The 24359-nt window shown below is 71.7% G+C and carries 25 protein-coding genes and 1 tRNA gene; 8 read left to right on the top strand and 18 right to left on the bottom strand.

Going from position 1 to position 24359, the window contains the following annotated elements; genetic code table 11:
- Nucleotides 1-233: 233 nt before the first annotated feature.
- The 5 genes from rlmB to EWV39_RS12360 are packed head-to-tail and all read right to left on the bottom strand — an operon-like array spanning nt 234 to nt 4402.
- On the bottom strand, nt 234-1217 hold the full coding sequence (rlmB, locus tag EWV39_RS12380) for a 23S rRNA (guanosine(2251)-2'-O)-methyltransferase RlmB (protein WP_129660742.1): 984 nt from the start codon (nt 1215-1217) through the stop codon (nt 234-236).
- Between the two features lie 30 nt (nt 1218-1247).
- On the bottom strand, nt 1248-2666 hold the full coding sequence (gene cysS / locus EWV39_RS12375) for a cysteine--tRNA ligase (RefSeq protein WP_129660739.1): 1419 nt from the start codon (nt 2664-2666) through the stop codon (nt 1248-1250).
- Between the two features lie 10 nt (nt 2667-2676).
- Nucleotides 2677-3159: a 2-C-methyl-D-erythritol 2,4-cyclodiphosphate synthase gene (gene ispF, locus EWV39_RS12370; RefSeq protein ID WP_129660736.1), complete on the bottom strand. Its 483-nt coding sequence runs from the start codon at nt 3157-3159 to the stop codon at nt 2677-2679.
- The gene (ispD, locus tag EWV39_RS12365) at nt 3156-3914 is read right to left on the bottom strand and encodes a 2-C-methyl-D-erythritol 4-phosphate cytidylyltransferase (protein WP_238148337.1); all 759 of its coding nucleotides are present in this window, start codon (nt 3912-3914) and stop codon (nt 3156-3158) included. Before ispD ends, ispF begins: the two co-directional genes overlap by 4 nt.
- The gene (locus tag EWV39_RS12360) at nt 3911-4402 is read right to left on the bottom strand and encodes a CarD family transcriptional regulator (protein ID WP_129660733.1); all 492 of its coding nucleotides are present in this window, start codon (nt 4400-4402) and stop codon (nt 3911-3913) included. Before EWV39_RS12360 ends, ispD begins: the two co-directional genes overlap by 4 nt.
- 250 nt (nt 4403-4652) lie before the next feature.
- On the opposite strand from EWV39_RS12360, the gene EWV39_RS12355 reads away from it, so the two are divergent.
- A complete protein-coding gene (locus EWV39_RS12355) occupies nt 4653-5165 on the top strand; it encodes a hypothetical protein (RefSeq protein ID WP_129660730.1) in 513 nt (170 codons plus the stop codon).
- Between the two features lie 127 nt (nt 5166-5292).
- Here EWV39_RS12355 and EWV39_RS12350 read toward each other — a convergent pair whose 3' ends face one another.
- Together EWV39_RS12350 and EWV39_RS12345 are read right to left on the bottom strand one after the other, a co-directional pair.
- Nucleotides 5293-5973, bottom strand: coding sequence for a response regulator transcription factor (locus EWV39_RS12350; RefSeq protein ID WP_129660727.1), 681 nt, complete (start codon nt 5971-5973; stop codon nt 5293-5295).
- Nucleotides 5970-7265, bottom strand: a complete 1296-nt coding sequence (locus EWV39_RS12345; protein WP_129660725.1) for a sensor histidine kinase — start codon at nt 7263-7265, stop codon at nt 5970-5972. Before EWV39_RS12345 ends, EWV39_RS12350 begins: the two co-directional genes overlap by 4 nt.
- A 274-nt stretch (nt 7266-7539) precedes the next feature.
- Here EWV39_RS12345 and phoU point away from each other — a divergent pair, with 274 nt between their 5' ends.
- Nucleotides 7540-8208: a phosphate signaling complex protein PhoU gene (gene phoU / locus EWV39_RS12340; RefSeq protein ID WP_129660722.1), complete on the top strand. Its 669-nt coding sequence runs from the start codon at nt 7540-7542 to the stop codon at nt 8206-8208.
- 180 nt (nt 8209-8388) lie between these two features.
- On the opposite strand, the gene EWV39_RS12335 is transcribed toward phoU, so the two are convergent.
- The 3 genes from EWV39_RS12335 to EWV39_RS12325 form a co-directional block, all read right to left on the bottom strand.
- The gene (locus EWV39_RS12335; RefSeq protein ID WP_129660719.1) at nt 8389-9132 is read right to left on the bottom strand and encodes a phosphoglyceromutase; all 744 of its coding nucleotides are present in this window, start codon (nt 9130-9132) and stop codon (nt 8389-8391) included.
- Between the two features lie 111 nt (nt 9133-9243).
- Nucleotides 9244-9552, bottom strand: coding sequence for a DUF2516 family protein (locus EWV39_RS12330; RefSeq protein ID WP_129660716.1), 309 nt, complete (start codon nt 9550-9552; stop codon nt 9244-9246).
- 10 nt (nt 9553-9562) lie between these two features.
- Entirely contained in the window at nt 9563-10777 is a 1215-nt protein-coding gene (locus EWV39_RS12325) for a trans-sulfuration enzyme family protein (protein ID WP_129660713.1), read from the bottom strand.
- Nucleotides 10778-10856: 79 nt separating this feature from the next.
- Here EWV39_RS12325 and tmk point away from each other — a divergent pair, with 79 nt between their 5' ends.
- Nucleotides 10857-11567, top strand: a complete 711-nt coding sequence (gene tmk / locus EWV39_RS12320; RefSeq protein ID WP_238148336.1) for a dTMP kinase — start codon at nt 10857-10859, stop codon at nt 11565-11567.
- Complete coding sequence (locus tag EWV39_RS12315; RefSeq protein WP_129660710.1) at nt 11564-12709, top strand: DNA polymerase III subunit delta'; 1146 nt, start codon at nt 11564-11566, stop codon at nt 12707-12709. Before tmk ends, EWV39_RS12315 begins: the two co-directional genes overlap by 4 nt.
- A gap of 101 nt (nt 12710-12810) precedes the next feature.
- Here EWV39_RS12315 and EWV39_RS12310 read toward each other — a convergent pair whose 3' ends face one another.
- Both EWV39_RS12310 and manA read right to left on the bottom strand, forming a co-directional pair.
- Entirely contained in the window at nt 12811-14271 is a 1461-nt protein-coding gene (locus EWV39_RS12310; RefSeq protein ID WP_129660707.1) for an AI-2E family transporter, read from the bottom strand.
- A gap of 91 nt (nt 14272-14362) precedes the next feature.
- Nucleotides 14363-15574: a mannose-6-phosphate isomerase, class I gene (manA, locus tag EWV39_RS12305; RefSeq protein WP_129660704.1), complete on the bottom strand. Its 1212-nt coding sequence runs from the start codon at nt 15572-15574 to the stop codon at nt 14363-14365.
- A gap of 114 nt (nt 15575-15688) precedes the next feature.
- Between manA and EWV39_RS12300 the strand changes: the two genes are divergently transcribed.
- Together EWV39_RS12300 and EWV39_RS12295 are read left to right on the top strand one after the other, a co-directional pair.
- On the top strand, nt 15689-17086 hold the full coding sequence (locus EWV39_RS12300; RefSeq protein WP_129660701.1) for a phosphomannomutase/phosphoglucomutase: 1398 nt from the start codon (nt 15689-15691) through the stop codon (nt 17084-17086).
- Nucleotides 17087-17303: 217 nt separating this feature from the next.
- On the top strand, nt 17304-17762 hold the full coding sequence (locus EWV39_RS12295; RefSeq protein WP_129660698.1) for a DUF1648 domain-containing protein: 459 nt from the start codon (nt 17304-17306) through the stop codon (nt 17760-17762).
- Nucleotides 17763-17839: 77 nt separating this feature from the next.
- On the opposite strand, the gene EWV39_RS12290 is transcribed toward EWV39_RS12295, so the two are convergent.
- The 3 genes from EWV39_RS12290 to EWV39_RS12280 form a co-directional block, all read right to left on the bottom strand.
- Nucleotides 17840-18157 (bottom strand): type II toxin-antitoxin system PemK/MazF family toxin, encoded by a 318-nt coding sequence (locus EWV39_RS12290; protein ID WP_238148338.1) that lies wholly within the window; start codon nt 18155-18157, stop codon nt 17840-17842.
- Between the two features lie 5 nt (nt 18158-18162).
- Nucleotides 18163-18468 (bottom strand): hypothetical protein, encoded by a 306-nt coding sequence (locus EWV39_RS12285; protein WP_129660691.1) that lies wholly within the window; start codon nt 18466-18468, stop codon nt 18163-18165.
- A gap of 377 nt (nt 18469-18845) precedes the next feature.
- Nucleotides 18846-20705 (bottom strand): phosphoenolpyruvate carboxykinase (GTP), encoded by a 1860-nt coding sequence (locus EWV39_RS12280; RefSeq protein ID WP_129660688.1) that lies wholly within the window; start codon nt 20703-20705, stop codon nt 18846-18848.
- Nucleotides 20706-20997: 292 nt separating this feature from the next.
- Between EWV39_RS12280 and EWV39_RS12275 the strand changes: the two genes are divergently transcribed.
- Nucleotides 20998-21070 (top strand) — tRNA-Arg (locus EWV39_RS12275).
- A gap of 50 nt (nt 21071-21120) precedes the next feature.
- Here the strand turns inward: EWV39_RS12275 and EWV39_RS14385 are convergent.
- The 3 genes from EWV39_RS14385 to EWV39_RS12260 all read right to left on the bottom strand — a co-directional run bounded on the left by EWV39_RS14385 (nt 21121) and on the right by EWV39_RS12260 (nt 23870).
- Nucleotides 21121-21348 (bottom strand): helix-turn-helix transcriptional regulator, encoded by a 228-nt coding sequence (locus tag EWV39_RS14385; RefSeq protein ID WP_420329966.1) that lies wholly within the window; start codon nt 21346-21348, stop codon nt 21121-21123.
- Between the two features lie 261 nt (nt 21349-21609).
- Nucleotides 21610-21819 carry a hypothetical protein gene (locus EWV39_RS12265; protein WP_129660683.1) on the bottom strand — a complete coding sequence of 70 codons (210 nt, stop codon included), beginning with the start codon at nt 21817-21819 and terminating at the stop codon, nt 21610-21612.
- A gap of 599 nt (nt 21820-22418) precedes the next feature.
- On the bottom strand, nt 22419-23870 hold the full coding sequence (locus EWV39_RS12260) for an NgoMIV family type II restriction endonuclease (protein WP_129660680.1): 1452 nt from the start codon (nt 23868-23870) through the stop codon (nt 22419-22421).
- 160 nt (nt 23871-24030) lie between these two features.
- Between EWV39_RS12260 and EWV39_RS12255 the strand changes: the two genes are divergently transcribed.
- Entirely contained in the window at nt 24031-24351 is a 321-nt protein-coding gene (locus EWV39_RS12255; RefSeq protein ID WP_129660677.1) for a 2Fe-2S iron-sulfur cluster-binding protein, read from the top strand.
- The last annotated feature ends 8 nt before the right edge of the window (nt 24352-24359 follow it).

Raw genomic sequence — 24359 nt, 5'->3', positions numbered from 1 at the left:
GCCTTCCGGCCGGTCGCCCTGGCAACTCGCTATACATTACTGACCACCAGCCCACCCCGCAACTCCACACAGGGTGATCTGAAGCACGAGGGCCGGACCGCGTACTCGCGGTCCGGCCCTCGTGCCCGTTCTCAGGGGTCCTGCCTCCAGGAACACCCTGCAGAACCATGCCCCAGGTCATGTCCCCGGGACATGACCTGGGGCATGACTCCGGGAGCATGCTTCCGGAGGGATCATGCGCCCGAGCGCAGCCGCCCCACCTCGTAGAGGGCGATGCCCACGGCCATCGACGCGTTCAGGGACTCCATCGTCGAGTCGATCGGGATCGAGACGATCTGGTCGCAGTTCTCCGCCACCAGCCGGGAGAGCCCCTTCCCCTCGGAGCCCGCGACGACGCACAGCGGCTCCGTGGCGAGGCTGAGCTCCGGCAGCGAGACGTCGCCGTCGCCGTCGAGGCCCACCACGAAGACGCCCTGGTCCTTGAGCTGCTGGATCACCCGGGTCAGGTTGGTCGCCTTGGCGACCGGGATGCGCGAGACGGCGCCCGCGCTGGTCTTCCACGCCGAGGCCGTCACCCCCGCGGCGCGGCGCTCCGGCACGATCACCGCCTGCCCGGAGAACGCGGAGACGCTGCGGATGATGGCCCCGAGGTTGCGCGGATCCGTGATCCCGTCCAGCGCCACGAACAGCGGCGGCCGGCTCAGCTCGCCGGCGTGCCAGCGCTCCATGATCGACAGCCCCAGGTCCGAGGCGTCGGGGTACTTGTACTGCGGGATCTGCAGTGCGACGCCCTGGTGGACGGCGCCCTCGGTCATCCGCTCGATCTCCCCGCGGGTGATCTCCAGGGCCGGGATGTCCTCGCGCGTGGCGATGGACAGGATCTCCTTGACCCGCTCGTCCCCCTCGAGGCTGCCCATGACGAACAGGTGCTTGGCGGGGATGCCCGTGCGCAGGGCCTCGAGCACCGCGTTGCGGCCGGTCACCAGCTCGTCGCTGGTGCGCTTGCCGCCCAGGCGCGGCTGCCGGGAGGGGCCGGCCGAGCCCTGCTGCCGCTTAGCGGCGGCCTTCTTCATCTTGTGCGCCTTGTGGTACGGGCGGTCCTCCGCCTTGGGGGTCGGGCCCTTGCCCTCGAGGGAGCGGCGGCCCTGGCCGCCGGATCCCTTCAGGGGGGCCTTCTTCTTCTTGCGGACGGCGCCGGGGCGCGAGTTATCTGCCATTGGGTGTCACTTCCTTCCCCGCGACGGTCCTCAGACCGTCCAGGTCGAGCCGTCGGCGGAGTCCTTGACGGTGACTCCGGCCGCGGCGAGTTCATCTCTGATCTGGTCTGCCCGGCGCCAGTCCCGGGCCGCGCGGGCGGCGTCGCGCTGGGAGAGCAGCCCCTCCACGAGGCTGGCCAGGGCCGCGTGCTCTCCTCCTCCGGCCCCCGTGTCGCCCAGGCTCATCAGGCTCGTCAGCCCGAGCACGTCGGTCATCGCCCGGACCGCAGCCGCCTGGGCCGCGGCCTCGGCGTCGTCCCCCGCGGCCAGCGCGGCGTTGCCGACGCGCACGCGCTCGTGCAGGACCGCCAGGGCGCGCGGGATGTTGACGTCGTCGTCCATCGCCTCGCCGAAGGCCTCCGGGACCTCGGCCCCGGGCTCGCCCCCGCCGGCCGCGGCCAGGAAGGCCTCGACCCGCTCGACGGCGGTCCCCGCCTCCTCCAGCGAGGTCGGCCGGTAGTCCAGCACCGAGCGGTAGTGCGCCTGGCCGAGGTAGTAGCGCACCACCAGCGGGCGGGCCTCGGCGAGCATCTCCTCGGGGGAGACGGTGTTGCCGATCGACTTGGACATCTTCTCGCCCTCGTAGGTGACCAGGCCGTTGTGCAGCCAGTAGCTCGCGAAGCCGTGCCCGGCCGCGGCGGACTGCGCCAGCTCGTTCTCGTGGTGGGGGAAGCGCAGGTCCAGGCCGCCGCCGTGGATGTCGAACCGCTCGCCTAAGTACTTGCCCGCCATCGCCGAGCACTCGAGGTGCCAGCCGGGCCGGCCGCGGCCCCAGGGGGAGTCCCACGAGGCGCTGAGCGGCTCGCCCTCCTTGTGGCCCTTCCACAGGGCGAAGTCGCGGGGGTCGCGCTTGCCGCGTGGGTCGGCGTCGGGCGCGGCCTGCATGTCCTCGATGCTCTGGCGGGTCAGGGAGCCGTAGCGCTCCCACGAGCGGACGTCGAAGTAGACGTCGCCCGACCCGTTCGGCGCCGGGTACGCGTGCCCCCGCTCGACCAGCCGGCCGATCAGGGCGACCATCTCGGGGATGTGCCCGGTCGCGCGGGGCTCGTAGGTGGGGGCGGCGATCCCGAGCATCGCGTAGGACTCGGTGAAGACCCGCTCGAAGCGGTAGGCCAGCGCCCACCACGGCTCCCCGGGGTGCTCCCCCGCGTAGCCGGGCTCGAAGCTCGCGGCCGAGTTCGCGAGGATCTTGTCGTCGATGTCGGTCACGTTGCGCACCGTGGTGACGCGGTAGCCGCGGTAGCTCAGCCAGCGGGCGATCTGGTCGAAGACCAGCGCCGAGCGGATGTGCCCGATGTGCGGCCGGCCCTGGACGGTCGCGCCGCAGTAGTACAGGCGCGCCTCGCCCGGGGTCACCGGCTCGAAGGCGCGGACGCTGGCGGTGTCGGTGCTGTAGAAACGCAAACTCACGTGCCCCAGTCTAACGAGGCATGACCAGCGCCGTGGCGATGGCCGCGACGCCCTCGCCGCGCCCCGTCAGCCCGAGGCCGTCGGAGGTGGTGGCGGTGACCGTCACCGGCGCGCCGGCGGCCTCGGTGAGCACCGCCGCAGCCTCCTCCCTGCGGGGGCCGAACTTGGGGCGGTTGCCGATCAGCTGGACCGCGACGTTGCCGATCTCGAACCCGCCCGCGCGGACGATGCGCGCGGCCTCGGCCAGGATCCTCGCGCCCGAGGCGCCGGCCATCTCGGGGCGGTCGACGCCGAAGTTCGCGCCGAGGTCCCCCAGCCCGGAGGCGGAGAACAGCGCGTCGGCGGCGGCGTGGGCGACGACGTCGCCGTCGGAGTGCCCGCTGAGCCCGGTCTGCCCCGGCCAGTGCAGCCCGGCGACCCACAGCGGGGTGCCCGGCTCCCCAAAGGCGTGGACGTCCACGGCGACGCCGGTGCGGAAGACGGGCGCGCTCATCCGGACCTCCCCTCCAGCAGGGTGCGTGCGAGGAGCAGGTCCAGCGGCACGGTGATCTTGAGGGACTCCTCCGAGCCGGGGACGGTGGCCACCGGGATCCCGAGGGTCTCGGCGAGCATCGCGTCGTCGGTGATCCCGAGCGCGACCTCCGCGGGCAGCAGGGCGGCCTCCCGGTGCGCGGCCTCGAGCGTGGCGAGGTCGAAGCCCTGCGGGGTCTGGACGATCCGCAGGCCCGCCCGCTGCGGGGTCGAGGCCACGTAGCCCTCCGCGTCGACGGCCTTGACGGTGTCCGTGACGGGCAGGACCGGGATGACCGCGCGCTCCCCGGCCTCCAGGGCCGCCGCGACGGCGTCGAAGACGGCGGGCGGGGCGAGGCAGCGGGCGGCGTCGTGCACCAGGATCCCGCGCAGGCCGGAGCGCTCGGGCAGGCCCGCGATCCGCTCCAGCCCCGCCGCGACCGAGGCCGCGCGCGTGCCGCCGCCCTCGACCGCCTCGGCGCCGTGGCGGCGGCACACCTCCGCGAGCTCCGCGTCCCCGGCGGGCAGGGTGACGACGACGCGCGCCGCCCGCCCCCATGCCTCGACCGACTCCAGGGCGCGCTCGAGGATCGTGCGCCCGCCGAGGTCCACTCGGGCCTTCGGCATCCCGTGCCCCAGCCGCTCGCCGGAGCCCGCGGCGACGACCATCACGACGAAAGCGCGCTCCCCCGGAGCGGAGGAGCGCGCGTTCGACGTGCGGGGTGAGCTAGCGGTCACGCAGGCTGGCCCTCGAGGATCTCGTCCAGCTGGGCCTCCGCCGCGTCCTCGTCGATGTCCTTGGCCAGGGCGACCTCGGAGGAGAGGATCTGGCGGGCCTTGGAGAGCATGCGCTTCTCCCCGGCCGAGAGCCCCTTGACCTGCTCGCGGCGCCAGAGGTCGCGGACGACCTCGGCGACCTTGAGCACGTCGCCGGAGGCCAGCTTCTCCGTGTTGGCCTTGAACCGGCGGGACCAGTTGGAGGCCTCCTCGGCGTCCGTGGCCTGCAGGACGGCGATCACCTCCGCCAGGCCCTTCTCGTCGACGACGTCGCGCACTCCGACCATCTCGACGTTGTCGGCGGGGACCTCGATGGTCAGGTCGCCCTGGGCGACCTGGAGCTTGAGATACATCTTCTCCTGGCCCTTGATGACGCGGGTCTTGATCTCCTCGATCGTCGCCGCGCCGTGGTGAGGGTATACGACGGTCTCGCCAACCTCAAAAAGCATATGGATTTACCCCTTTCAGCCTCCCCAGTTTATCACGGGGCCCCTTCCCCGCCCCCTGATGACGCCCGACGACGCCCGGCGCCGGCGTCGGCGCCCGTCCGGGGGCCGCGGGAGGCCCCTCGGAGGGCCCGCGGGACGCCCCGCCCGGCGGTGCCGACGATGTGTCCGCAAAACCGCTAAACTGATCGGGAATGAGTCTCGGCGCTTGCGGCGTCGTCCGATCCTCGCATCACCCCATAGGAGTCCAGACGTGAAGTCTTATGCTCGCAAGAACGTCAAGCGCGCCGGCGCCACGGCGGCGATCGCCGCGGCCCTGCTGACCGCGACAGGCTGCGGCTACATCCACGACCAGCCCACCAAGATCAGCTACGACGCGTCCGACGGCGTCAGCGCCAGCGTCGGCGACGTCGAGGCCAACAACCTCCTGGTGGTCACCAACGCCGCCCAGGACGAGGGCCGCCTCCTCGGCGGGATGGTCAACAACGGCGAGCGGGACGCCTCCGTGGAGATCGACACCGGCGAGGCCACCGTGCAGGTCCGGGTGCCCGCCGACAGCGAGGTCGACCTGAGCGAGCAGGAGGCCCTGGTCGACCCGGCCGGCGCCGAGCCCGGCGCGCTGCTGTTCGGCACCGAGCTGAAGAGCGAGGGGGCCACGACGTCGATCGACATGCCCGTCCTCGACGGCGCGCTCGAGCAGTACGCCCCCTTCGTCCCGGGCGGCTCCGACTACACCCCGCCGGCCAAGCCCACCGCGGAGCACTAGGGCCGCAGGCGCCCCCGCCGGGGCGCCTGGCCGCCCTCGGCCGGGCCGCGCGCCCGCCCGAGCGCGCGAAGACCCCCGCCTCCCTCCTGACGAGGGACGCGGGGGTCTTCGCGTGCCGGGCCCGGCCTCAGGCCTCGAACTTGTACCCGAGGCCCCGCACGGTCACCACGTGCCGCGGGTGCGAGGGGTCGGGCTCGATCTTGGAGCGCAGCCGCTTGACGTGGACGTCCAGGGTCTTGGTGTCGCCCACGTAGTCGCTGCCCCAGACCCGGTCGATGAGCTGGGCCCGGGTCAGCACCCGCCCCGCGTTGCGCAGCAGCATCTCCAGCAGCTCGAACTCCTTCAGCGGCATCGGCGTCGTCCGGCCGCCGACGCTGACCACGTGCCGCTCGATGTCCATCCGGACCGGGCCGCCCTCCACCGCGGCCGCCTCGGGCTCGTCCGCGTCCGAGCGGCGGCGCAGCACCGCGCGCACCCGGGCGACGAGCTCGCGCGAGGAGTACGGCTTGGTCACGTAGTCGTCCGCCCCCAGCTCCAGGCCCACGACCTTGTCGATCTCCGAGTCCTTGGCCGTGAGCATGATGATCGGCACGCCGGAGCGCTGCCGCAGCTGCCGGCAGACCTCGGTCCCGGACTGGCCGGGGAGCATGAGGTCCAGGAGCACCAGGTCCGGGCCCTCCCGCTCGAAGGCGGGGATCGCGCCGAGGCCGTCCTCGACCACCGTCACCTCGAATCCCTCCCGGCCCAGCAGGAAGGCGAGGGGCTCGCTCAGCGCGGGCTCGTCCTCGACCACCAGAATCCTCGTCATGCCTCGGGTCCCTCCTCGGGGGTGCGGTTGCGTCGGGAATACTCCTCGGCGCCGCTCGGGGCGGGCCGGGGCTGCTCGGGGGGCTCCGCCGGGGCGAGGATCCTGACCGGCTCCTCCTCGCGGACCGGGGCGACCTCGACGTCGCCGCGGCCCATGTCCCGCTCGGTCGTCTCGTCGAGCTCCGGCAGCGTCATGGTGAAGGTGGAGCCCTGGCCCGGCGCCGACCACAGGGAGATGTCCCCGCCGTGCTGGGCGACGACGTGCTTGACGATCGACAGGCCGAGGCCGGTGCCGCCGGTCTGGCGGGAGCGCGCGGCGTCGACCCGGTAGAACCGCTCGAAGATCCGGTCCTGCTCGCTCTCGGGGATGCCCGGCCCCTGGTCCTTGACCGAGACCGAGACCGTCCCCCGGCGCGAGCGGATGCCGACGCCGATCCGGGTGTTCTCCGGCGAGTAGCGGATCGCGTTGTCGATGAGGTTCCGCAGCGCCGTCATGAGCAGCTCGGGGTCCCCGTGCACGGGGCGCTCGGCCCGACCGCCCACCTTGACCGTGATGTTCTTGTGCTCGGCCGGCAGGCGGTTGCGGTCCACGGCGTCCTGGACCAGGCGGTTCAGGTCGACCAGGGTGCCCTGCTGGACGATGTCGGTGCCCTGGAGGCGGGAGAGCTCGATGATGTCGTGGACCAGGGCCGTCAGGCGCGCCGTCTCCTTGTGGAGCCGGCGGCTGAAGTGCCGGACCGCCTCCGGGTCGTCGGCCGAGCCCTCGATGGCCTCGGCCAGCAGCCCGACCGCGCCGACCGGGGTCTTCAGCTCGTGGGAGACGTTCGCGACGAAGTCGGTGCGGATGGCCTGGGCCCGGGAGATCTCGGTGCGGTCATCCGCCAGCAGCAGGATGTACTCGTCCGCGACCGGGGCGATGCGCACGTTGAGCACCAGCAGGCTGCGGCCCAACGAGCCCCGGGAGATCTCCACCGTCCGCTCCATGATCACCCCGTCCCGGCGGACCTGCCGGATCATCCCGGTCAGCTCCTCCTGCGCCATGCTGTGGCCGCGCACCAGCCCGTAGGCGTAGGCGCCCTGGGACGCGCGGACGACGCCGTCCACGGCGTCGACCATGACGTAGGCCCGGCCCACGACCGCGAGGATCTGGGCGGCGCCGTCGCTGATGGTCGGCTCCTCGACGACGGCCCAGCCGGTGCGCTGGCGGTCGCTGCGGCGCATCGCCGCATAGCTCAGCAGTCCCAGAGCGATGCCGACGAGGCCGCAGAGCACGGCGATGGATACAGGACTCACGGCACTAGCTTAGGCATATCCGGCCGCCGGACGCCCCGGTTCCGGGTGCCGACGCCGCGGGTTCAGCCAGTGTTCACCGAAGACGGACCGGGCGTTCACGCTCGGTTGCGATCCTGGACTCCAGAAGCCGCGGGCGCCCCGGCGCCGCCGGGACCGGCGTCGCCGGGCGGCGGACCCGCCACTAGACTTGAAGAGACGCGCCCCCACCCGGACGCGCGCCGCCCCCACAGCCGGAGCCCGGCCGTCATCCGACGCCGGCAGGAAGGAAGCCCCCGTGCGCAAAGTGTTCCAGGCCGAACTTCAGCAGGTCGGCGACGACCTCGTCGAGATCGCGAACCTCGTCCAGGTCGCGCTGCGCCGCGCGGCGAACTCCCTGCTGGAGACCGACGTCCAGGAGGCGGAGGAGGTCATCTCCAACGACGCCCGCATCGACATGCTGCAGAACCACCTCGACGAGCGCTCCATCGACCTCCTGGCGCTGCAGGGCCCCGTGGCATCCGACCTGCGGATGATCGTGGGCGCGCTGCGGATGAGCGCCTCCCTGGAGCGCATGGGCGACCTCGCCCGGCACGTCGCCCAGGTGACCAGGCTCCGCTTCCCCGACCCGGCCGTCCCGGAGGACCTCGAGGGGACCATCCGGGAGATGATCTCGCTGGACGAGACCATCATCGCCGCCGTGATCAACCTGCTGGAGACCCGCGAGCTGGGCTACGCGGACACGATCTACACCGCGAAGGCCCGGATCAACGAGCTGCACCAGTCGGTCTTCTCCAAGGTGACCGCCGCCGAGTGGGGCTCCGACGCGCAGACGACCATCGACGTCACCCTGCTCTCCCGCTACCTCGAGCGCTTCGGCGACCACGGGGTCTCCGTGGCCCGGAAGGTGACCTACCTGGTCACCGGCGAGTGGGACGGATCGCCCACGAGCACTCCGCCGGCCTGATCCGGGCCGCTGGGCCCGCCCCCGGGAAGGGAGCGGGCGGCTCCCCCGGCACGAGGCTGAGGCCGCCCGGAAGTCCCCGACACCGGACCGCATGGGCCTCGCCTCCGCCTCCGGCAGAAGCGCGGAGAGCCCCCGCCCCGGGTCAGGGGCGGGGGCTCTCCGCGCATCCTCAGGGGCGGCTCAGCGGCCCTGGTTGGCGACGGCCTTGATCGCGTCCGAGGCGGCGTCGGGATCCAGGTACTCGCCCGCGCGGACCGGGCGGAACTGCTCGTCCAGCTCGTAGTACAGCGGGATGCCGGTGGGGATGTTCAGCCCGGAGATCTCGTCGTCGGAGATGCCGTCCAGGTGCTTGACCAGCGCCCGCAGCGAGTTGCCGTGGGCGGCGACCAGCACGGTGCGCCCCGCCACGAGGTCGGGCTGGATGCCCTCCTCCCAGTACGGGAGCATGCGCTCGAGCACGTCCTTGAGGCACTCGGTGCGCGGGGCGTCCTGCACGTCCGCGTAGCGGGGGTCGTGGGCCTGGGAGAACTCGTCGTCGTCGTCCAGCTCCGGGGGCGGGACGTCGTAGGAGCGGCGCCACTGCATGAACTGCTCCTCGCCGTACTGCTCCCGGATCTGGGCCTTGTCCTTGCCCTGCAGCGCGCCGTAGTGGCGCTCGTTGAGCCGCCAGTTGCGCTTGACCGGGATCCACAGCCTGTCGGCCTCGTCGAGGGCGAGGTTGGCGGTGTTCATCGCCCGGCGCAGCAGCGAGGTGTGCACGACGTCGGGGTGGATGCCGCGCTCCTTCAGCAGCGCGCCGCCGCGCCTCGCCTCGGCCTCGCCCTGCTCGGAGAGCGGGACGTCGACCCAACCGGTGAAGAGGTTTTCCTTGTTCCATTCGCTCTGCCCGTGACGGAGGAGAACGAGCTTGTAAGTATCAGCCATGCCCCCATTCTTCCACCTGAGCCCCCGCCGCAGGACATTTCGGCGCAAAGAAACGGAACGGCCCGGGAGATCTCTCCCGGGCCGTCCACCGCGTCCTCGGCTCCTCGGCGCCTACCGGCGGTGGCGCACCGCCGGCCGGACGTCGGCCAGGAACACCCCCACCGCCGTGGCGGCGATGAGCTGGATGAACAGGCTCGAGGCGCCGCCGAACGCCGTCATCATCGAGATGACGGCCCCGAGCAGGCAGGCGCCGGTGACCAGCATCCAGAAGTTCTTGGTGCGCTTGAAGGCCGCCTCGTACGCCCCGCTGGGCGCCCGCGCGGCCTCGGCGAAGGCCCACAGCGCGAGCACCAGCAGGATGATCGCCAGGAGGATGTTGATGTACCCCTCCAGATACGCCAGGATGATCGGGATAGTCATGCCCACCAGCCTACCGGCTCACGCTCTCGAGGGCCTGGACCAGGTCGGCCCACAGGTCCTCGACGTCCTCGATCCCGACCGAGAGGCGCACCAGCGACTCGGAGACCGTCCGGGCCTCGTTGGCGTGCCGGCGCCGGCGCTCGATGAGGGACTCGACGCCGCCCAGCGACGTCGCCGGCGTCCACAGCCGCACCGCGGAGACGAAAGCCTCGGTGGTCGCCGCGTCGGCGTGCAGGGTGACCGAGAGGACCGATCCGAAGCCGTCCATCTGGGCCTTCGCTCGCTCGTGCCCCCGGTCCCCGGGCAGCCCCGGGTAGCGCACCGCCGCGATCGCCGGGTGCTCGCTGAGCCGTTCTGCCAGGACCTGGGCGTTGGCGGTGGCCTGCCGCACCCGCAGGGCCAGCGTGCGGATCCCGCGCAGCCCGAGCCAGGCCTCGAAGGGGCCGGCGATGCCGCCGGCCAGCGAGCGCTTGGCCAGGGCCCGGCGGCGCAGCTCCGCATCGGCGGTGACGACGGCGCCGAGGATCACGTCCGAGTGGCCCGCGAGGTACTTGGTGGCCGAGTGCACCACGTAGTCGGCGCCCCAGCGGAGGGGGCGCTGGGCCATCGGCGTCGCAAAGGTGTTGTCCACGGCGGTGTGCACGCCGAGGCCGCGGGCGGCGGCGAGCAGGGCCGGCAGGTCCGCGACCTCCATCATCGGGTTGGTGGGGCTCTCCGCCCAGAGCAGGACGTAGGGGGCCTCGGCGTCGGGGCCGGCGGGCTCGGGCAGGGAGCGGGCCTGCTCGGTGAGCGTGCGGATCACGGCGTCGGTGTCCTCGACCGGGACCTCCACCAGGCGGGAGATGCCCCGGTCCTGCATCTGGCGGGCCAGGGACATGGTGCCCAGGTAGGTGTGCTCGGGCATCACGATCACGGAGCCGACCGGGACCTGTTCCAGGACCGCCGAGACCGCGGCCATGCCGGAGCCGTAGAGCAGCGCCGGCAGCTCCGTGCCCTCGAGCCTGCCGATGACGGACTCGAGCTCCTCCCAGGTGGGGTTGGTGAAGCGGCCGTAGGCCCGGTCGCTCGGGAGGATGGGGCCCGCGCCGTGGAAGGTCGAGGAGAGGTGGATCGGCGGGTTCACCGGGGCGTCGTGCTCGGCGGCGGGGCGCCCGGCGGAGACGACGAGCGTCTCGCGGCTCAGCCCGGCCCGGGGCTGCTGGGGATCGGAAGTGTTCTCAGGCATGTCCACAGGCTACCCCGTGACGTGGGGCCGCACGCCTCCCCGCGCGGGGTGCGGGCCATGCAGTCGGTAGGCTGGAGCCGTGACTTCCGAACTGAGCTTCTCCCCGGCCTCCCCGCGCCCGCCGCACCCCGGCACCTTCGTGGTGCTGGAGGGCGGGGACGGCAGCGGGAAATCCACGCAGGCCCGGATCCTCGCGGCCCGGCTCGAGGAGGCGGGACACGACGTCGTGCTGACCCGCGAGCCCGGCGGCACCGAGGTCGGCGAGCGGCTGCGGGAGCTGGTGCTGCGGCAGGGTCAGGGCGAGATCGACCCGCACACCGAGGCGCTGATCTACGCCGCGGCCCGGGCCGCCCACGCGCACCAGCTGATCGGACCGGCCCTGGAGCGCGGCGCCGTCGTGGTCTGCGACCGCTACATCGACTCCTCCGCCGCCTACCAGGGCGCGGGCCGGGGGCTGGGCGAGGGGCCCGTCACGGCGCTCTCCCGGTGGGCCACCGAGGACCTGCAGCCGGACCTGACGGTGGTCCTCGACGTCCCGCTCGCGGACGCCCGCGAGCGCATGGGCGGCCGCGGAGACGGGGCCGACCGGCTCGAGGCCGAGCCCGACGCGTTCCACTCCCGGGTCAACGCCTCCTTCGCCCGGCTGGCCGAGCGCGCGGAGCGCGGCCGGGCGGCGGTCGACGGGACCGGCGCCGTCGAGGCCGTGGCCGCGCGCGTGTGGGACGCCGTCGAGCCGCTGCTGGGGACGCCGAGGCCGGCGGACGAGGGCGGCGGGGAGGGCCTGCGATGAGCGTGTGGGACGAGCTCGTCGGCCAGGAGCGGGCGGCCGAGCAGCTGCGCCGGGCCGCCGCCCAGGAGGTGCCCTCGCACGCCTGGCTGTTCACCGGCCCTCCCGGATCCGGCCGGTCCACCGCGGCCCGGGCGCTGGCCGCCGCCCTGCTGTGCGAGCGCCCCGACCCGTGGGAACGCGGCTGCGGGCGGTGCAAGTCCTGCCGCACCGCGATGGCCGGGACCCACGCGGACCTGACGTACTTCGCGACCGAGAACCTCAGCATCAAGATCGAGGAGGCCCGCGAGCTGGTCGTCAAGGCCCAGGACCGGCCCGCCGTCGGGCGCTGGCGCATCATGATCGTCGAGGACGCGGACCGGATGCCCGAGCGGACCTCCAACGTGCTGCTCAAGGCGATCGAGGAGCCGCCGCCGCACACGATCTGGCTCCTGTGCGCCCCGAGCCCCGTCGACGTCCTCGTCACGATCCGCTCCCGCTGCCGGCCGGTGGGGCTGAAGGTCCCGGCCGCCGAGGAGGTGGCCCGGCTGCTGGTCCGCCGGGAGGGGATCGAGGAGGAGACGGCGCTGCACGCGGCCCGGCTGGCGCAGGGGCACGTGGGCATCGCCCGGCGGCTCGCGGTCTTCCCGGAGGCCCGCTCGCGGCGGGAGGAGGTGGTGCGGCTGCCGCTCGGGCTGGCCGGGATCAGCTCGGCGGTGGCCGCGGCGGACCGCCTCATCACCACCGCGGAGGCGGAGTCGGAGGCCGACGCCGAGGAGCGCAACGAGCGGGAGAGGGTCGAGCTGATGGTCACGCTCGGGGCCGAGGAGTCGGCCAAGCTGCCGCCGCACCTGCGCGCGGCGCTGCGCCGCCTCGAGGAGGATCAGAAGCGCCGGGCCCGGCGCATCCAGGTGGACACGCTGGACCGCTTCCTGATCGACCTCTCCACGTTCTACCGCGACGTGCTGACCCTGCAGCTGCGCACCGGATCGCCGCTGATCAACCAGCACCTGCAGCGGGAGCTGGAGGACTACGCGCTGAACTCCACGGCGGAGCGGACCCTCGAGCAGATCGACACGATCAACCTCACCCGGCGGCGGATCGCCACGGCGAACCCCCGGCTGGCGTTCGAGGCCATGACGGCGAGCCTGATCCTGCGGCACTGACCCGCGGCGGCGGACCGGGGCGACGACGTCGTGGCCGGGCGCCAGGAGGGACTTGGAAGAGGAACTTGCGGAATCGATCCCGCACCGCCTCCTCGCGCGGCTCAGCGCTCCCGCTGCGGGCCGCGGCCCTCCGGGTCCTCGCCGTCCGGACCGTGACCGCCCGAGCCCTCCTCCGGACCGGACGGCCCGTCAGCCGGGTCAGCGGCACCCTCCGCAGACGCCGCCCCTCCCCCGGCGCGGCCGGCGGTGCCGGGGACGCCCGGTGCCGGGGACGCCTCGGAGGCGCCCGTCGCACTTCCCGCGCCGGGGGCCGCCGGCACCGGGGACTCCGGCTGCGCGGCGGCGTCGGGGTTGCCCTGCTCCTGGGCGGCCTCCACCGCCCGCCGGTCCCGCAGGTTGCGCTCCCGGGTCTCCTCGAAGCCCGGCCCCCGGCCGTAGGCCCGCCGCAGCGAGACGCGACCCTCGTCGCGCAGCATATCGGTGGTCCAGCGGAGGTCGTTGGGCTTGCCGCGGGAGTCGAAGACCACGCCGAGCCACCGCGAGCGCGGGTCCGAGTCGACCAGGAGCGCCTTGAAGAACAGGGTCAGCGGGACCGCCAGGATCGCCCCCAGCGGGCCGATGATCGCGGCCCAGAAGATCAGCGAGACGAAGGTGACCGTGGTGTTGAGCCCGACGGCGTCGCCGGTCACCTTCGGCTGGATCACCGCCTGGGCCACGAAGTTGATGACCGAGAAGATCACGATGACCCAGATCGCCATGGGCACCCCGCCCGAGAGCAGCCCGAGCAGCGCCGGCGGGATCAGCCCGATCACGAAGCCGATGTTGGGGATGTAGTTGGTGACGAAGGCGAAGACGCCCCAAGTGAAGGCCAGGGGCACGCCCAGGATCATCAGGGCGACGGTGTCCAGGGCCGCCACGATCGCGCCGAAGACGGTGTTGACCACCCAGTACTTGGAGGTCCGGCGCGAGAAGTCCTCGAAGGCCTGGCCGAGGCCGGGCTTGGCCGCCAGGACCTCGCCGCGGCGCCCGCTGATGATGATCGAGTCGATCATCAGGAACGCGACCACCATGATGAGCACGAACATCTGCGAGCCCGCCTCCGAGAGGCCGGAGAGCACCGTGGTCGCGGCGGAGATGACCCGCTCCGGCTGCAGGTAGTTCAGGGCCGTGGAGCCGAGGTCGGTCTCGGTGAGCCCCAGCTGGGCCATCCAGTCCTGCAGCTGGCGGTACAGCTCCTGGAACTGGGCGGAGTAGCCGGGCAGGCTCTCCACCAGCGCCACCACCGAGACGCCCATCGAGCCGATGATGGCCAGCAGGATCGCGTAGAGCAGCAGCGCCACGAAGACGCCCGAGACCCAGCCGGGCAGCCCGCGGTCCATGAGCCACAGCCGCAGCGGCCGCAGCGCGATCACCAGCGAGAAGGCCAGGAAGGCCGGGCCGAAGATGCCCGCGATGGACTGCAGGCCCGCCATGAGCACCACCATGCTGCCGAGGACCACGAGGGCGACGACGCCGAGCGGGGCCCGGCTCCGGATGCCCTCTTCGGGGACGTTCTGCGACATGTGACTCCGTTCGGGTGCTGAGGATGGGCGGACCGGGGCCCGGGACGAGCCTAACCCCCGGAACCGCCGGTGCGGTGCCGGCGGGGAGCGATCAGCGGTACGCGGCCAGGTAGAGGCGCCCCGAGCCCGAGAAGCGGGCCCGGTCCGGGGAGCCGAGATGCAGCAGGGCCTCGGCTCCGGCGATCTCGTGGACGGCGTCGTCGAGCTCCGCGCTCACCCGGCCCTCGGTGCACAGGGCGGTGGCGATGCCTGCCAGCTCCCACTCCACGGGACGCTCCGGCTCGACGTCGATGCGGACCAGGCTCAGCCGCGGGTCCCACAGCTGGTAGCGCACGACGCCGGGCGCCTCCTCCCGGGGCTCCCACACCTCGGGCGCGGGCTGATCCGAGCGCAGCACGGCGAGCATCTCCGGGACGTCGACGTGCTTGGGCGTCAGCCCCGCCCGCATGACGTTGTCCGAGGCCTCCATGATCTCCACCGCGGTGCCGGAGATGTACGCGTGGACCTGGCCGTCCGGGGTGTGGGCCGACTCCCCCGGGGCGAGGAAGAGCTGGTTCATGGCCACCGCGACCATGATGCCCCGGTCCCCCGGGTGCCGGTCGTGCAGCAGCAGGATCAGGTCCGCGACGGCGGCGAGCCGGTCCCGCGGATCCTCCCCCGGCCGGCCGGGCGCGTCCTCGTCGAAGGGGTGGTGGAGGCTGTGCTCGACGGCGGCGTCGACCGTGGCCTGCAGGGCCAGCTCGGCCGACTCCTGGGGCTTGGCGAAGATCTGGGTGACGATCTCCCGGGCGTCGTAGCCGGCGAGCTCCGCGAGCCAGGTCAGGCCGAGCGCCCCGGCGATCTCCCGCAGCTCGGCGGCGGGCCGGATGCCGGTGAGGATCCTGAGCGGGGAGACCGCGACGACGGTCTCCGGCTTGGAGCGGCGGTCCTTGTAGCTGCGGTGCGGGGCGTCGCGCGGGACGCCCTCGGCCTCCTCGCGCTCGTAGCCGCGGCCGGCCGTCTCGACGTCGGGGTGGACCTGCAGCGAGAGGGGGGCGCCGATGGCCAGGATCTTGAGCAGGTACGGGAAGTCCCCCACCGCCTCCGCGAGCCCCCGCGCCGGCGCCTCGCCGACCAGGTCCTTCAGCGGCACACGCCCCTGAGGCGTCTCGACCACGGACGAGGAGAGCGGGTGCGCCCCCACCCACAGCTCGGCCTCCGGCTCCGGGGCGGGGCACGGGGCCCCGCGCAGGCGCGCGAGGGTGTCGCGGGTGCCCCACGCGTAGTTCTGAACGGGGTTGTGCATCTTGAGTACCTGGCCCATGGTCCCCCATCCAACCACACCCGCCCCGGAGGGCCCGAAGGGGTGAGGCCGCCGCCCGCCGGCGCCCCGGCGGGCCGCGCGGGGATGGGCCGTCCCGGCGGCTAAAATGTCCGGATGACCGTTAATTTCGAAGCATCATTCAAGGCCTACGACGTCCGGGGGATCGTCGGCGAGACCATCACCGCCGACTCGGTCCGGGCCACCGGCGCGGCCTTCGTGGACGTCCTGGACCTGGCCGGCCGGACCGTCCTGGTGGGCGGGGACATGCGCCCCTCCTCCCCCGAGTTCATGGATGCCTTCGCCGACGGCGCCCGCAGGAGGGGGGCCGACGTCGTGAAGATCGGCCTGATCTCCACCGACGAGCTGTACTTCGCCTGCGGCGTGCTCGAGGCCCCCGGTGTGACCTTCACCGCCTCGCACAACCCTGCGGAGTACAACGGCATGAAGATGTCCAAGGCCGGGGCCGTCCCGATCTCCTCGGAGACCGGCCTCTTCGAGATCCGGGACGTCGCCCGCCGGTACTTCGAGGAGGGGATCCCGGCCGCGGGGCGCACCGGGGACCTCGAGGAGCGGGACATCCTGGCCGACTACGCGCGCTACCTGCGCGGCCTGGTGGACCTCTCCGGGATCCGACCGCTGAGGGTCGTGGTCGACGCCGGCAACGGCATGGGCGGGCTGACCACCCCGGCGGTGCTGGGCGAGGCGAAGCTGCCGGCCCTCCCGCTGGAGATCGTCCCCCTCTACTTCGAGCTGGACGGGACCTTCCCCAACCACCCGGCCAACCCGCTGGACCCGGAGAACCTGCGGGACCTGCAGGCCGCCGTCGTTCAGCACGGCGCGGACATCGGCCTGGCCTTCGACGGCGACGCCGACCGCTGCTTCGTCATCGACCAGGCCGGCGACCCCGTGACCCCCTCCGCGATCGCGGCCCTGGTGGCCGAGCGCGAGATCGCCCGGGCGCGGGCCGAGGGCGAGGAGGAGCCCGTGGTCATCTACAACCTCATCACCTCGCGGGCGCTGCCGGAGCTGGTGGAGCGGTGCGGGGGGCGCCCGGTGAAGACGCGGGTGGGGCACTCCTTCATCAAGGCGGTCATGGCCCACGAGCACGGCGTCTTCGGCGGCGAGCACTCGGCGCACTACTACTTCAAGGACTTCTTCAACGCCGACACCGGGATGCTCGCGGCGATGCACGTGCTGGCCGCCCTCGGCGGGCAGGAGCGGCCGCTGTCCGAGCTGGCCGAGAAGTACGCGCCCTACGTCGCCTCCGGTGAGATCAACTCCGAGATCGAGGACAAGGCCGCCGCGGTGGACCGGGTCCGCGAGGCCCTCTCCGCGGAGGAGGTGGACGTCGACGAGATGGACGGGACCACCTTCGCCCACCGCTCCGAGGGCTGGTGGTTCAACCTGCGCCCCTCGAACACCGAGCCGTTCCTGCGGCTGAACGTGGAGGCCCCGGACGCCCCGACGATGGAGCGGGTGCGCGACTTCGCGCTGGAGCTGGTGCGGCGGTAGGAGCGCCGAGCGCCGGGACGGCGAGGGGAGCGACGAGAACGGAGGCCTGCGGGGGCGCCGGCAGCAGGTGCGAGGCCGGGGACGGCCCCGCACGGAGGCGGCGTCGAAGACCGGGAGGGACGAAGGCAGCGATGGGACGGCGGGACGAGGAGCCCCCTGGGAGGCGGCCGCTCCGCGCGGTGCCTTCCACCGGGACGAGAGGCCCGCGCCGGAGCCCGTGGACGGGCTGACCAGGACCCTGATGGTCGTGGCCGTGCTCCTGCAGGCCGGCGTCCTCCTCTTCGTGGCCCTCAGCTACCCCTCGCTGCCCGAGAGCGTGCCCGCCCACTTCGACGGGCGCGGCGAGGTGGACCGCTGGGGCTCCCGGGGCAACGTCTGGGTGGGTCCCGGCGTCCTCGCCCTGGTCACCGCCCTGCTCCTGCTCATGGTCAGGGCCGTCCGGGTGGTCAGCGTGCCCGTCAGCCCCGTGACCGACGCCGGATGGCAGCGCCTGTACCTGCTGTCCCGGCGCATGCTGGGCTGGATGGCGGCGATCCTGTCCCTGCTGGGCTGGGAGGCCGCGCTCTCCGTCATCCGCCCCGGGCTCCTCCCCGGCATCTCGTTCTGGCCCCCGCTCGTCCTGCTGTTCGCGGTGATGGGCTGGTACGTGGTGCGCATGCTCGTGCCGCGGGGCTGAGAGCCGCGGGCAGAGGCATGACCTGGACACGGAGCAAGGCGCCCCAGCAGCACCGTACTGGTGCGGGGACGCCTTGCTCAGAAGCCAAGAGCGGCGCAGAGGCCAGGCTGCAAGGTTCTCATCATCGTTGGACTCAGGTTCCCGATGGGACGATCATCATCAAGATCGTCGTCCCAGATCTCAGTGAGGGAGTCGCAGGCTACCCATCCGTTGACGATCTCCCCAGGGCTGATCGGCACCACCTGCGGCAGGTGACTGTGCCTCTCAGTCGTCGTCAGACGGACGCACAAGGCGGTGTCGAAGTTCTTGTTACGCGCATTATGGGACACGACCACATACAGCTTGGGGCCGACCTCGACATCCAGAGTGGCTTTCCAGATCTGCCCGCGCAGCATCCGCGTCACTGCGCACCCGCCCGGCCGCGCGGACGGTTCACAGCACGCTTGCGCCGTGCGGCAGCGGACTTCCGCTGTTCCTGCGCCATCTCGGCGTAGGCCTGCTCAGCTTCGGCTTCCTTGATCACTGCCATTCCTTTCTCGAACACGGCGTGCACGAGAGCGGAGCGAGAGCTGCTGGCGCCGTCCGGCAGATCCTGGAGGATCGTGGGACTGGACGCGATGAGGTCCAGATCCTCCTGATCCTTGCCGCTGAGGGCCACGGAGAGTCGTTTTTGGGTGCGCTGCCGGTGCTGCTGTTCTAGCTGCATAAGGGGAGTCCTCTGTGTTGATCCGTGCATCCAGTATTGCATCAGTACATGATGCAAGCCAGCGGCTCTCGTCACGTCGATCGAACCACCGACCACGGCCACAGCACAGTGACGTCCCAGTCACGCTCTTCGATGCAGCTACGCCCGGCCGGTCCCGACAGTCAGCGGCACTCCATCACAGCGGTACCGCCTCGCGGCGGATGTCGTCGTCGAGAGAAGGCTTCAGCCCGCCGTATGAGACCAGGTCGATCTGACGGCCGGGGGCCTCTTCCAATAGCTGCTTGAACCGGAGGAAGGCGGACGAGGAGGGGCCCGACGCCGCAGCGTCGGGCCCCTCCCCATCTCACTCCAGCGCCCGCCTCCGTCGAGGCGGCGCGCTAGGAGTTCAGGCGCTCCTCCAGGGCCGCCCGCTGCTGCCGGAGGCTCTCCGGGAGGCGGTCGCCGAGCTTCTCGAACCACTCGTCGATGCCGGGCAGCTCCTGCCTCCACTCCTCGGGATCCACCACGAGCGAGGCCGCGATGCTCTCCTCCGAGTAGTCGAGGCCGGTCAGATCCAGGTCCTCCGGCGTCGGCACGGTGCCGACGGCGGTCTCCCGGCCCCCGGCGGTGCCCTCGAGCCGCTCCACGATCCACTTGATCACGCGCGAGTTCTCCCCGAACCCGGGCCAGGCGAAGCCGCCGTCGGCCGTGCGGCGGAACCAGTTGACGTAGAAGACGCCGGGCATGTTCTCCGCGCCGTAGCGCTCGCCGACCGAGAGCCAGTGCTGCAGGTAGTCGCCGGCGTTGTAGCCGATGAAGGGCAGCATGGCCATCGGATCCCGGCGCACCACGCCCACGGCGCCCTTCGCGGCGGCCGTGGTCTCCGAGGAGAGGGTCCCGCCCTGGAACACGCCGTGCTCCCAGTCGAAGGCCTCCGAGACCAGCGGGACCGTGGTCTTGCGCCGGCCGCCGAAGATGATCGCGGAGAGCGGCACGCCCTCGGGGTCGTGGTACTCCGGCGCCAGGATGTCCACCTGGTCGATCGGGGTGCAGAAGCGGGAGTTCGGGTGAGCCGCGGGACGGCCGGAGTCCGGGGTCCAGTCCTGGCCCTTCCAGTCGATCAGGTGCTCGGGGGCCTCGTCGGTCATCCCCTCCCACCACACGCCGCCGTCGTCGGTGAGGGCGACGTTGGTGAAGATGGTGTTGCCCTCGGCCACCGCGTGCATCGCGTTGGGGTTGGTGGACCAGCCGGTCCCGGGGGCGACGCCGAACAGGCCGGCCTCGGGGTTGACGACGCGGGGCCTGCCGGCGTCGTCGAACCGGATCCAGGCGATGTCGTCGCCCACCATCTCGGCCTTCCAGCCCTCGACGGTCGGGTGGATCATCGCGAAGTTGGTCTTGCCGCAGGCCGAGGGGAACGCCCCGCTGATGTAGTGGACCTTGCCCTCGGGGTTGGTGACCTTGAGGATCAGCATGTGCTCGGCGAGCCAGCCTTCGTCGTGCGCGATCGCGGAGGCGATGCGCAGCGCGTAGCACTTCTTGCCCAGCAGGGCGTTGCCGCCGTAGCCGGAGCCGTAGGACCAGATGGCCCGGTCCTCGGGGAACTGCACGATGTACTTGTCCGGGTTGCAGGGCCACGGGACGTCCTCCTGGCCCTCCTCCAGCGGGGCGCCCAGCGAGTGCAGGGCCTCGACGAAGAACGCGTCCGAGGCCGTCATCCGGTCCAGGACCTCCCGCCCGATGGTCGCCATGATCCGCATGGAGCACACGACGTAGGCGGAGTCGGTCAGCTCGACGCCGAACTTCGGGTCATGGGCGTCCAGGCTGCCCATGACGAAGGGGATCACGTAGAGGGTGCGGCCGCGCATGCTGCCGCGGTACTTCTCGGTGAGCAGCTCCCGCATCTCGGCGGGATCCATCCAGTTGTTGGTGGGCCCGGCGCCCTCGCGGGTCTCGGAGCAGATGAAGGTCCGCTCCTCGACGCGGGCCACGTCCTCCGGGTCGGAGAAGGCCGCGAAGGAGTTCGGGAACTTCTCCTCGTTCAGCCGGACGAAGGTCCCGGCGTCGACCAGCTCGGTGGTGAGCCTGTCCCACTCCTCACGGGATCCGTCGGCCCAGTGGATCGCTTCCGGCTCGGTGAGCTCGGCGACCTCACGCACCCACGCGAGCAGCCGCCCGTGGGACGTGGGGGCGCTGCGCAGCGCCTCCTCGGCCCCGGGGTTGAGCTGCGCGCTCGTTCCGACGACGTTGTCAGTCATTAATCTGTTCCCCTCAAGCAGGTCTAGCGGCTCGGGCGAGCCATCACTCACGACATTGTGTGAGCCACCACATGCTTTCCGCCCCCTTAAAGGACAGACGACGCGCTCGGAAGCACGTCGCACCGCAGTGGCCCGGTGATGGGACAAGACTAACGTACGCAGGCTCGGCCTCACCCCCTTTGCGGCGATTCGGGGCTGCGGCACAGATCACAGCGGGCTGAGTTTGCACTTCCGAGAGGGCCGTGTAAGCTAGTACTCGGCCTTGAACGCGGGAGATCGCGAAGCAGGGCGGGCGCCACTAGCTCAACGGATAGAGCATCTGACTACGGATCAGAAGGTTGGGGGTTCGAATCCCTCGTGGCGCACCCAGTATCAACGGAAGTCCCGTCATCTCCGGATGGCGGGGTTTCGCCGTTTAACAGCCACTCGGAGGGAACGCCGCCACTGCCCAGGTCATGACCATCGGGCGCTTGGGCGCGCACTGCCCCGTCTCAAGGCGCCCCACGGTCAGCCGCGCAATAACTAGCGCGTTCGCCAGCTCCGTCTGATTCATCCCGACAGTCTCGCGCGCCTTGCGCAGGTGGTCCCCCTCAGACCGCCCGGCGCATAATCGAGCGTGGCGATCTAGAGGCGTACCGCTCACCGACCAACTCGCCCGTTCCCATCTGGCTCATCTCGCACGAGAGCGTGATGGCAGCAAAAAGCGGGCCACCTCCGAGGAGGTGACCCGCTCATAGTCGTCAAGTACCCCATATGGGACACAACCAGGCTCCAGCAGGAAGTCACGGCTGACTCCTAGACCTTTCACGTCCTCGTGATCCTGACCAACAGCGTCCACGAGGGCTCACAGATCGACTTCACGCACTGGAACCGGCTCATCATCGCTCTCGGGAGGATTCAGGCCTCAGCGGACGACGTCAACCGGCCCCTCAGTAGCGAATGTGACAACGTTGATAACGCTGGGAGCATGGACGCGCCGGTCTCCGACGTTGATCCACTGATTGCCCACGGTCGCGTGCTTGAACCCAATCGTGAGGTCCTTCTCGAACTGGTCCAGGTCCTCCTGGCTTGCGACCTCGATGGTCTCGCCGCCGATCTTCACGATGTAGCGCACATCAATCACTTCCTCTCCAAGCTCGATTCCTCATCTGACGAGGACCAGCGTACCGAGGAGGACCCGGAGGCCGCTTCATGACCATCGGCCTCGTTCTCCTCGCCCAGGCCGCATTCTGCGGCACTTCACCCGGCGACACCCCCTCCCCCCCCCAGCAACACCGCAAGGCCCGCGCAGACCACCTATAACCATCCCTGACCGCAGGAGCAACAAACGCGGTGCCCGGCTCATCCCCGGGGCGGCTGCCGTCAGAGGGCATATTCAAGGCCGCCCGTCGAGCTACCGAACGGGGGCGGGCGGCCTCCCGAGGGGCGCGCAGGCACCTGGTGAAGGCGTACTCGGGCAGGAGTCGCACGCGAGTGCGTCACGGCTGCCGTGCCACAGCCTAGCCGTCTCACGCGTCTCATCCACCCGTGAGCCCATTCCCGTTCGACCGTATTTTCTGGACTTGCTGACGCTGGCGAACCATCTGTCGGCTCTTTTCGGAGCCCCGTTCCAGTCCCCGAGCATGGGAGACCCCCTCGTAACGTGCTTCTCCCATAAGTCTCCGCCACCTTTGATTGGCGCGGGGCTTACGTATGTTCGAGGAGCCCGGGCTCCTAGACCGCCAGGTCCAGCGGCAGGTCGGAGATGTCCCGCAGCCGCCGCCCCTGCACCATGGTGTGGAGCAGCTCGGCCCCCGCCGGGTCGGCGTGGGGGTCGATGGCGTCCATCAGCTCGTGCAGGGCGAAGTGGTAGACGCAATCGAGGTCGCCGGTGCCCAGCGCCACCGCCGCGATCCGGGAGGGCATCGGCTCCCCCGTGACCAGCACCAGGTGCGGCGCGCGGCCGCGGCGGTTGCGCATCAGGTGCTGGGCCTCGGAGCGGACCTGCTGCGCCCGGTCGCTGCGCAGCGTCCACTTGCACGCGACCACGGCGTGGAGCAGGTGCTTGGGCTGCACCGCGGCGCGCAGCGGGCTCGCCGCGGCGAGCGGGCCGAGCGGGTCCACCAGGCGCGTGAACTCGTTGAGCTCGGCGTCGGGGATCGGGGCGCGGGCCACCACGACGTCGGGCGCCAGGATCTCCGCCTCGTAGCCCAGCAGGCCCCGCAGCGAGCGGTCGGACTCGATCGTCTCCCGCAGGGACACCAGGTGCTCGTACTGCTCGAAGATCTCCGAGGCGTCCTCGATGCCCCCGTACTCGTTGCGGTCCCCGAGCCGGCGCACCATCCACTCGCCGGGTCGGAGGGCGCCGAAGGCGGGGAAGACCCCCTGCAGATAGGCCGCCACCGCGCGCTCGAAGTTGCGGCTGACCGACTGGCCGGGTGCCCGCGGGGCCGTCTCGACGGCGCCGATCCCCTCGGCGATGGCCCTGGCGTAGCGCACGCTGGTCCCCGAGTCCTTGTCTGCATTGGAGGGGACGCCGGTGGAGGGATGGGTGACCAGGACGCGCTCGTCCAGCAGTGCCCGGTGGAAGACCCGCCGGGCACGGTCCAGGAGGAACTCGGGCTGCGAGCGGTGGAACACGGCGCGCTCGGCCCGCGTCATCGCCTCGTGCAGGTCGGCGTCCTGGGGGGCGGGGGCGGACCCGCTGCGCGAGGCGGGGGCTCCTGCAGGGGCAGCTGGGGACGACGTCGGCGCCTCGGGGGCGGAGGCCGGCTCGGGCTCCGGATCCCCCGCCGGGACCGTCGCGGCCTCGAGGGTGCGGTCCTCGACGAGGACGGACGGCGTCGGGCCGGGGGCCTCGCCTGTCGAGGCGGCGGGAGGTTCGGTGCCTTCGTTCGCGGGGCCTTCGCCGCCCGCCTCGGCGTCGGCGGGGCTCTCGCCCATCGCCTCGTCGAGTCCGGCGGCCTCGCCCGAAAGGGCCTCCTCCACCGGGTCCGTCTCATTCGTCCCAGCTTCCCGGCCGGGGGCGGCGGACGGATCCGGGGCGGCCCCGCGATCGGGGGCGGGCGGGCCCGAGGCGGCCTCCCGCTCGGGGGCGGACTGATCAGGGGCGGCCTCGAACTCCTTCAGGTCGAGGGAGAAGAGGAACTGCTCCTCCGCTGCGTCGGGGCGTTTCCGGGAGCCCATGCCACCTCCTGTGAGAGAACCTGCCCACAGGTTACTTGAGAAGTCACCGCGTGACCCGGCGGCATGTTTCCGGTCACCCTGCCGGCACCCAGGTTCCCGCCGTCGTCGGACCCGTCTAAGCTGATGCGGGGAAAACTATCGCGACTGTATGGAAGAGCATATGAGCATCAACATCACCGTGGTCGACGAGGACGGCGAGTCCCGGGAGGTCGAGTGGAAGGACAACCAGACGCTGCTGGAGTGCCTCCACAAGAACCAGTACCCCGTGCTGGCCACCTGCGGGGGCAACGCCTCCTGCGCGACCTGCCACGCCTTCTTCGATCCCGAGCACTTCGAGGCATCGGGCGAGCGCACCGAGGAGGAGGAGGACCTGCTGGAGATGATCGACGACGTCGCCAACGAGACCTCCCGCCTCTCCTGCCAGACGGAGTACCACGACGAGCTCGACGGCGCGACCGTGACCCTCAAGCCCGGCATGTAGCGCCCGCA

Origin of the sequence: Rothia halotolerans (assembly GCF_004136635.1) — a bacterium.
In the GTDB taxonomy this organism is placed as follows: domain Bacteria; phylum Actinomycetota; class Actinomycetes; order Actinomycetales; family Micrococcaceae; genus Rothia; species Rothia halotolerans.
Note: the sequence above shows the minus strand (reverse complement) of the source record. Positions and strands in the feature narration are given on the sequence as shown.

What these genes read in the sequence shown, in the direction of transcription:
- EWV39_RS12330 (WP_129660716.1), bottom strand. Translation starts at nt 9,552, where the DNA reads ATGACTATCCCGATCATCCTGGCGTATCTGGAGGGGTACATCAACATC.
- EWV39_RS12260 (WP_129660680.1), bottom strand. Translation starts at nt 23,870, where the DNA reads ATGGGCTCCCGGAAACGCCCCGACGCAGCGGAGGAGCAGTTCCTCTTC.
- rlmB (WP_129660742.1), bottom strand. Translation starts at nt 1,217, where the DNA reads ATGGCAGATAACTCGCGCCCCGGCGCCGTCCGCAAGAAGAAGAAGGCC.
- EWV39_RS12285 (WP_129660691.1), bottom strand. Translation starts at nt 18,468, where the DNA reads ATGCAGCTAGAACAGCAGCACCGGCAGCGCACCCAAAAACGACTCTCC.
- EWV39_RS12325 (WP_129660713.1), bottom strand. Translation starts at nt 10,777, where the DNA reads ATGCCTGAGAACACTTCCGATCCCCAGCAGCCCCGGGCCGGGCTGAGC.
- EWV39_RS12290 (WP_238148338.1), bottom strand. Translation starts at nt 18,157, where the DNA reads ATGCTGCGCGGGCAGATCTGGAAAGCCACTCTGGATGTCGAGGTCGGC.
- EWV39_RS12315 (WP_129660710.1), top strand. Translation starts at nt 11,564, where the DNA reads ATGAGCGTGTGGGACGAGCTCGTCGGCCAGGAGCGGGCGGCCGAGCAG.
- EWV39_RS12300 (WP_129660701.1), top strand. Translation starts at nt 15,689, where the DNA reads ATGACCGTTAATTTCGAAGCATCATTCAAGGCCTACGACGTCCGGGGG.
- EWV39_RS12335 (WP_129660719.1), bottom strand. Translation starts at nt 9,132, where the DNA reads ATGGCTGATACTTACAAGCTCGTTCTCCTCCGTCACGGGCAGAGCGAA.
- EWV39_RS12310 (WP_129660707.1), bottom strand. Translation starts at nt 14,271, where the DNA reads ATGTCGCAGAACGTCCCCGAAGAGGGCATCCGGAGCCGGGCCCCGCTC.
- EWV39_RS12360 (WP_129660733.1), bottom strand. Translation starts at nt 4,402, where the DNA reads ATGCTTTTTGAGGTTGGCGAGACCGTCGTATACCCTCACCACGGCGCG.
- EWV39_RS12350 (WP_129660727.1), bottom strand. Translation starts at nt 5,973, where the DNA reads ATGACGAGGATTCTGGTGGTCGAGGACGAGCCCGCGCTGAGCGAGCCC.
- EWV39_RS12280 (WP_129660688.1), bottom strand. Translation starts at nt 20,705, where the DNA reads ATGACTGACAACGTCGTCGGAACGAGCGCGCAGCTCAACCCCGGGGCC.
- ispF (WP_129660736.1), bottom strand. Translation starts at nt 3,159, where the DNA reads ATGAGCGCGCCCGTCTTCCGCACCGGCGTCGCCGTGGACGTCCACGCC.
- manA (WP_129660704.1), bottom strand. Translation starts at nt 15,574, where the DNA reads ATGGGCCAGGTACTCAAGATGCACAACCCCGTTCAGAACTACGCGTGG.
- EWV39_RS12255 (WP_129660677.1), top strand. Translation starts at nt 24,031, where the DNA reads ATGAGCATCAACATCACCGTGGTCGACGAGGACGGCGAGTCCCGGGAG.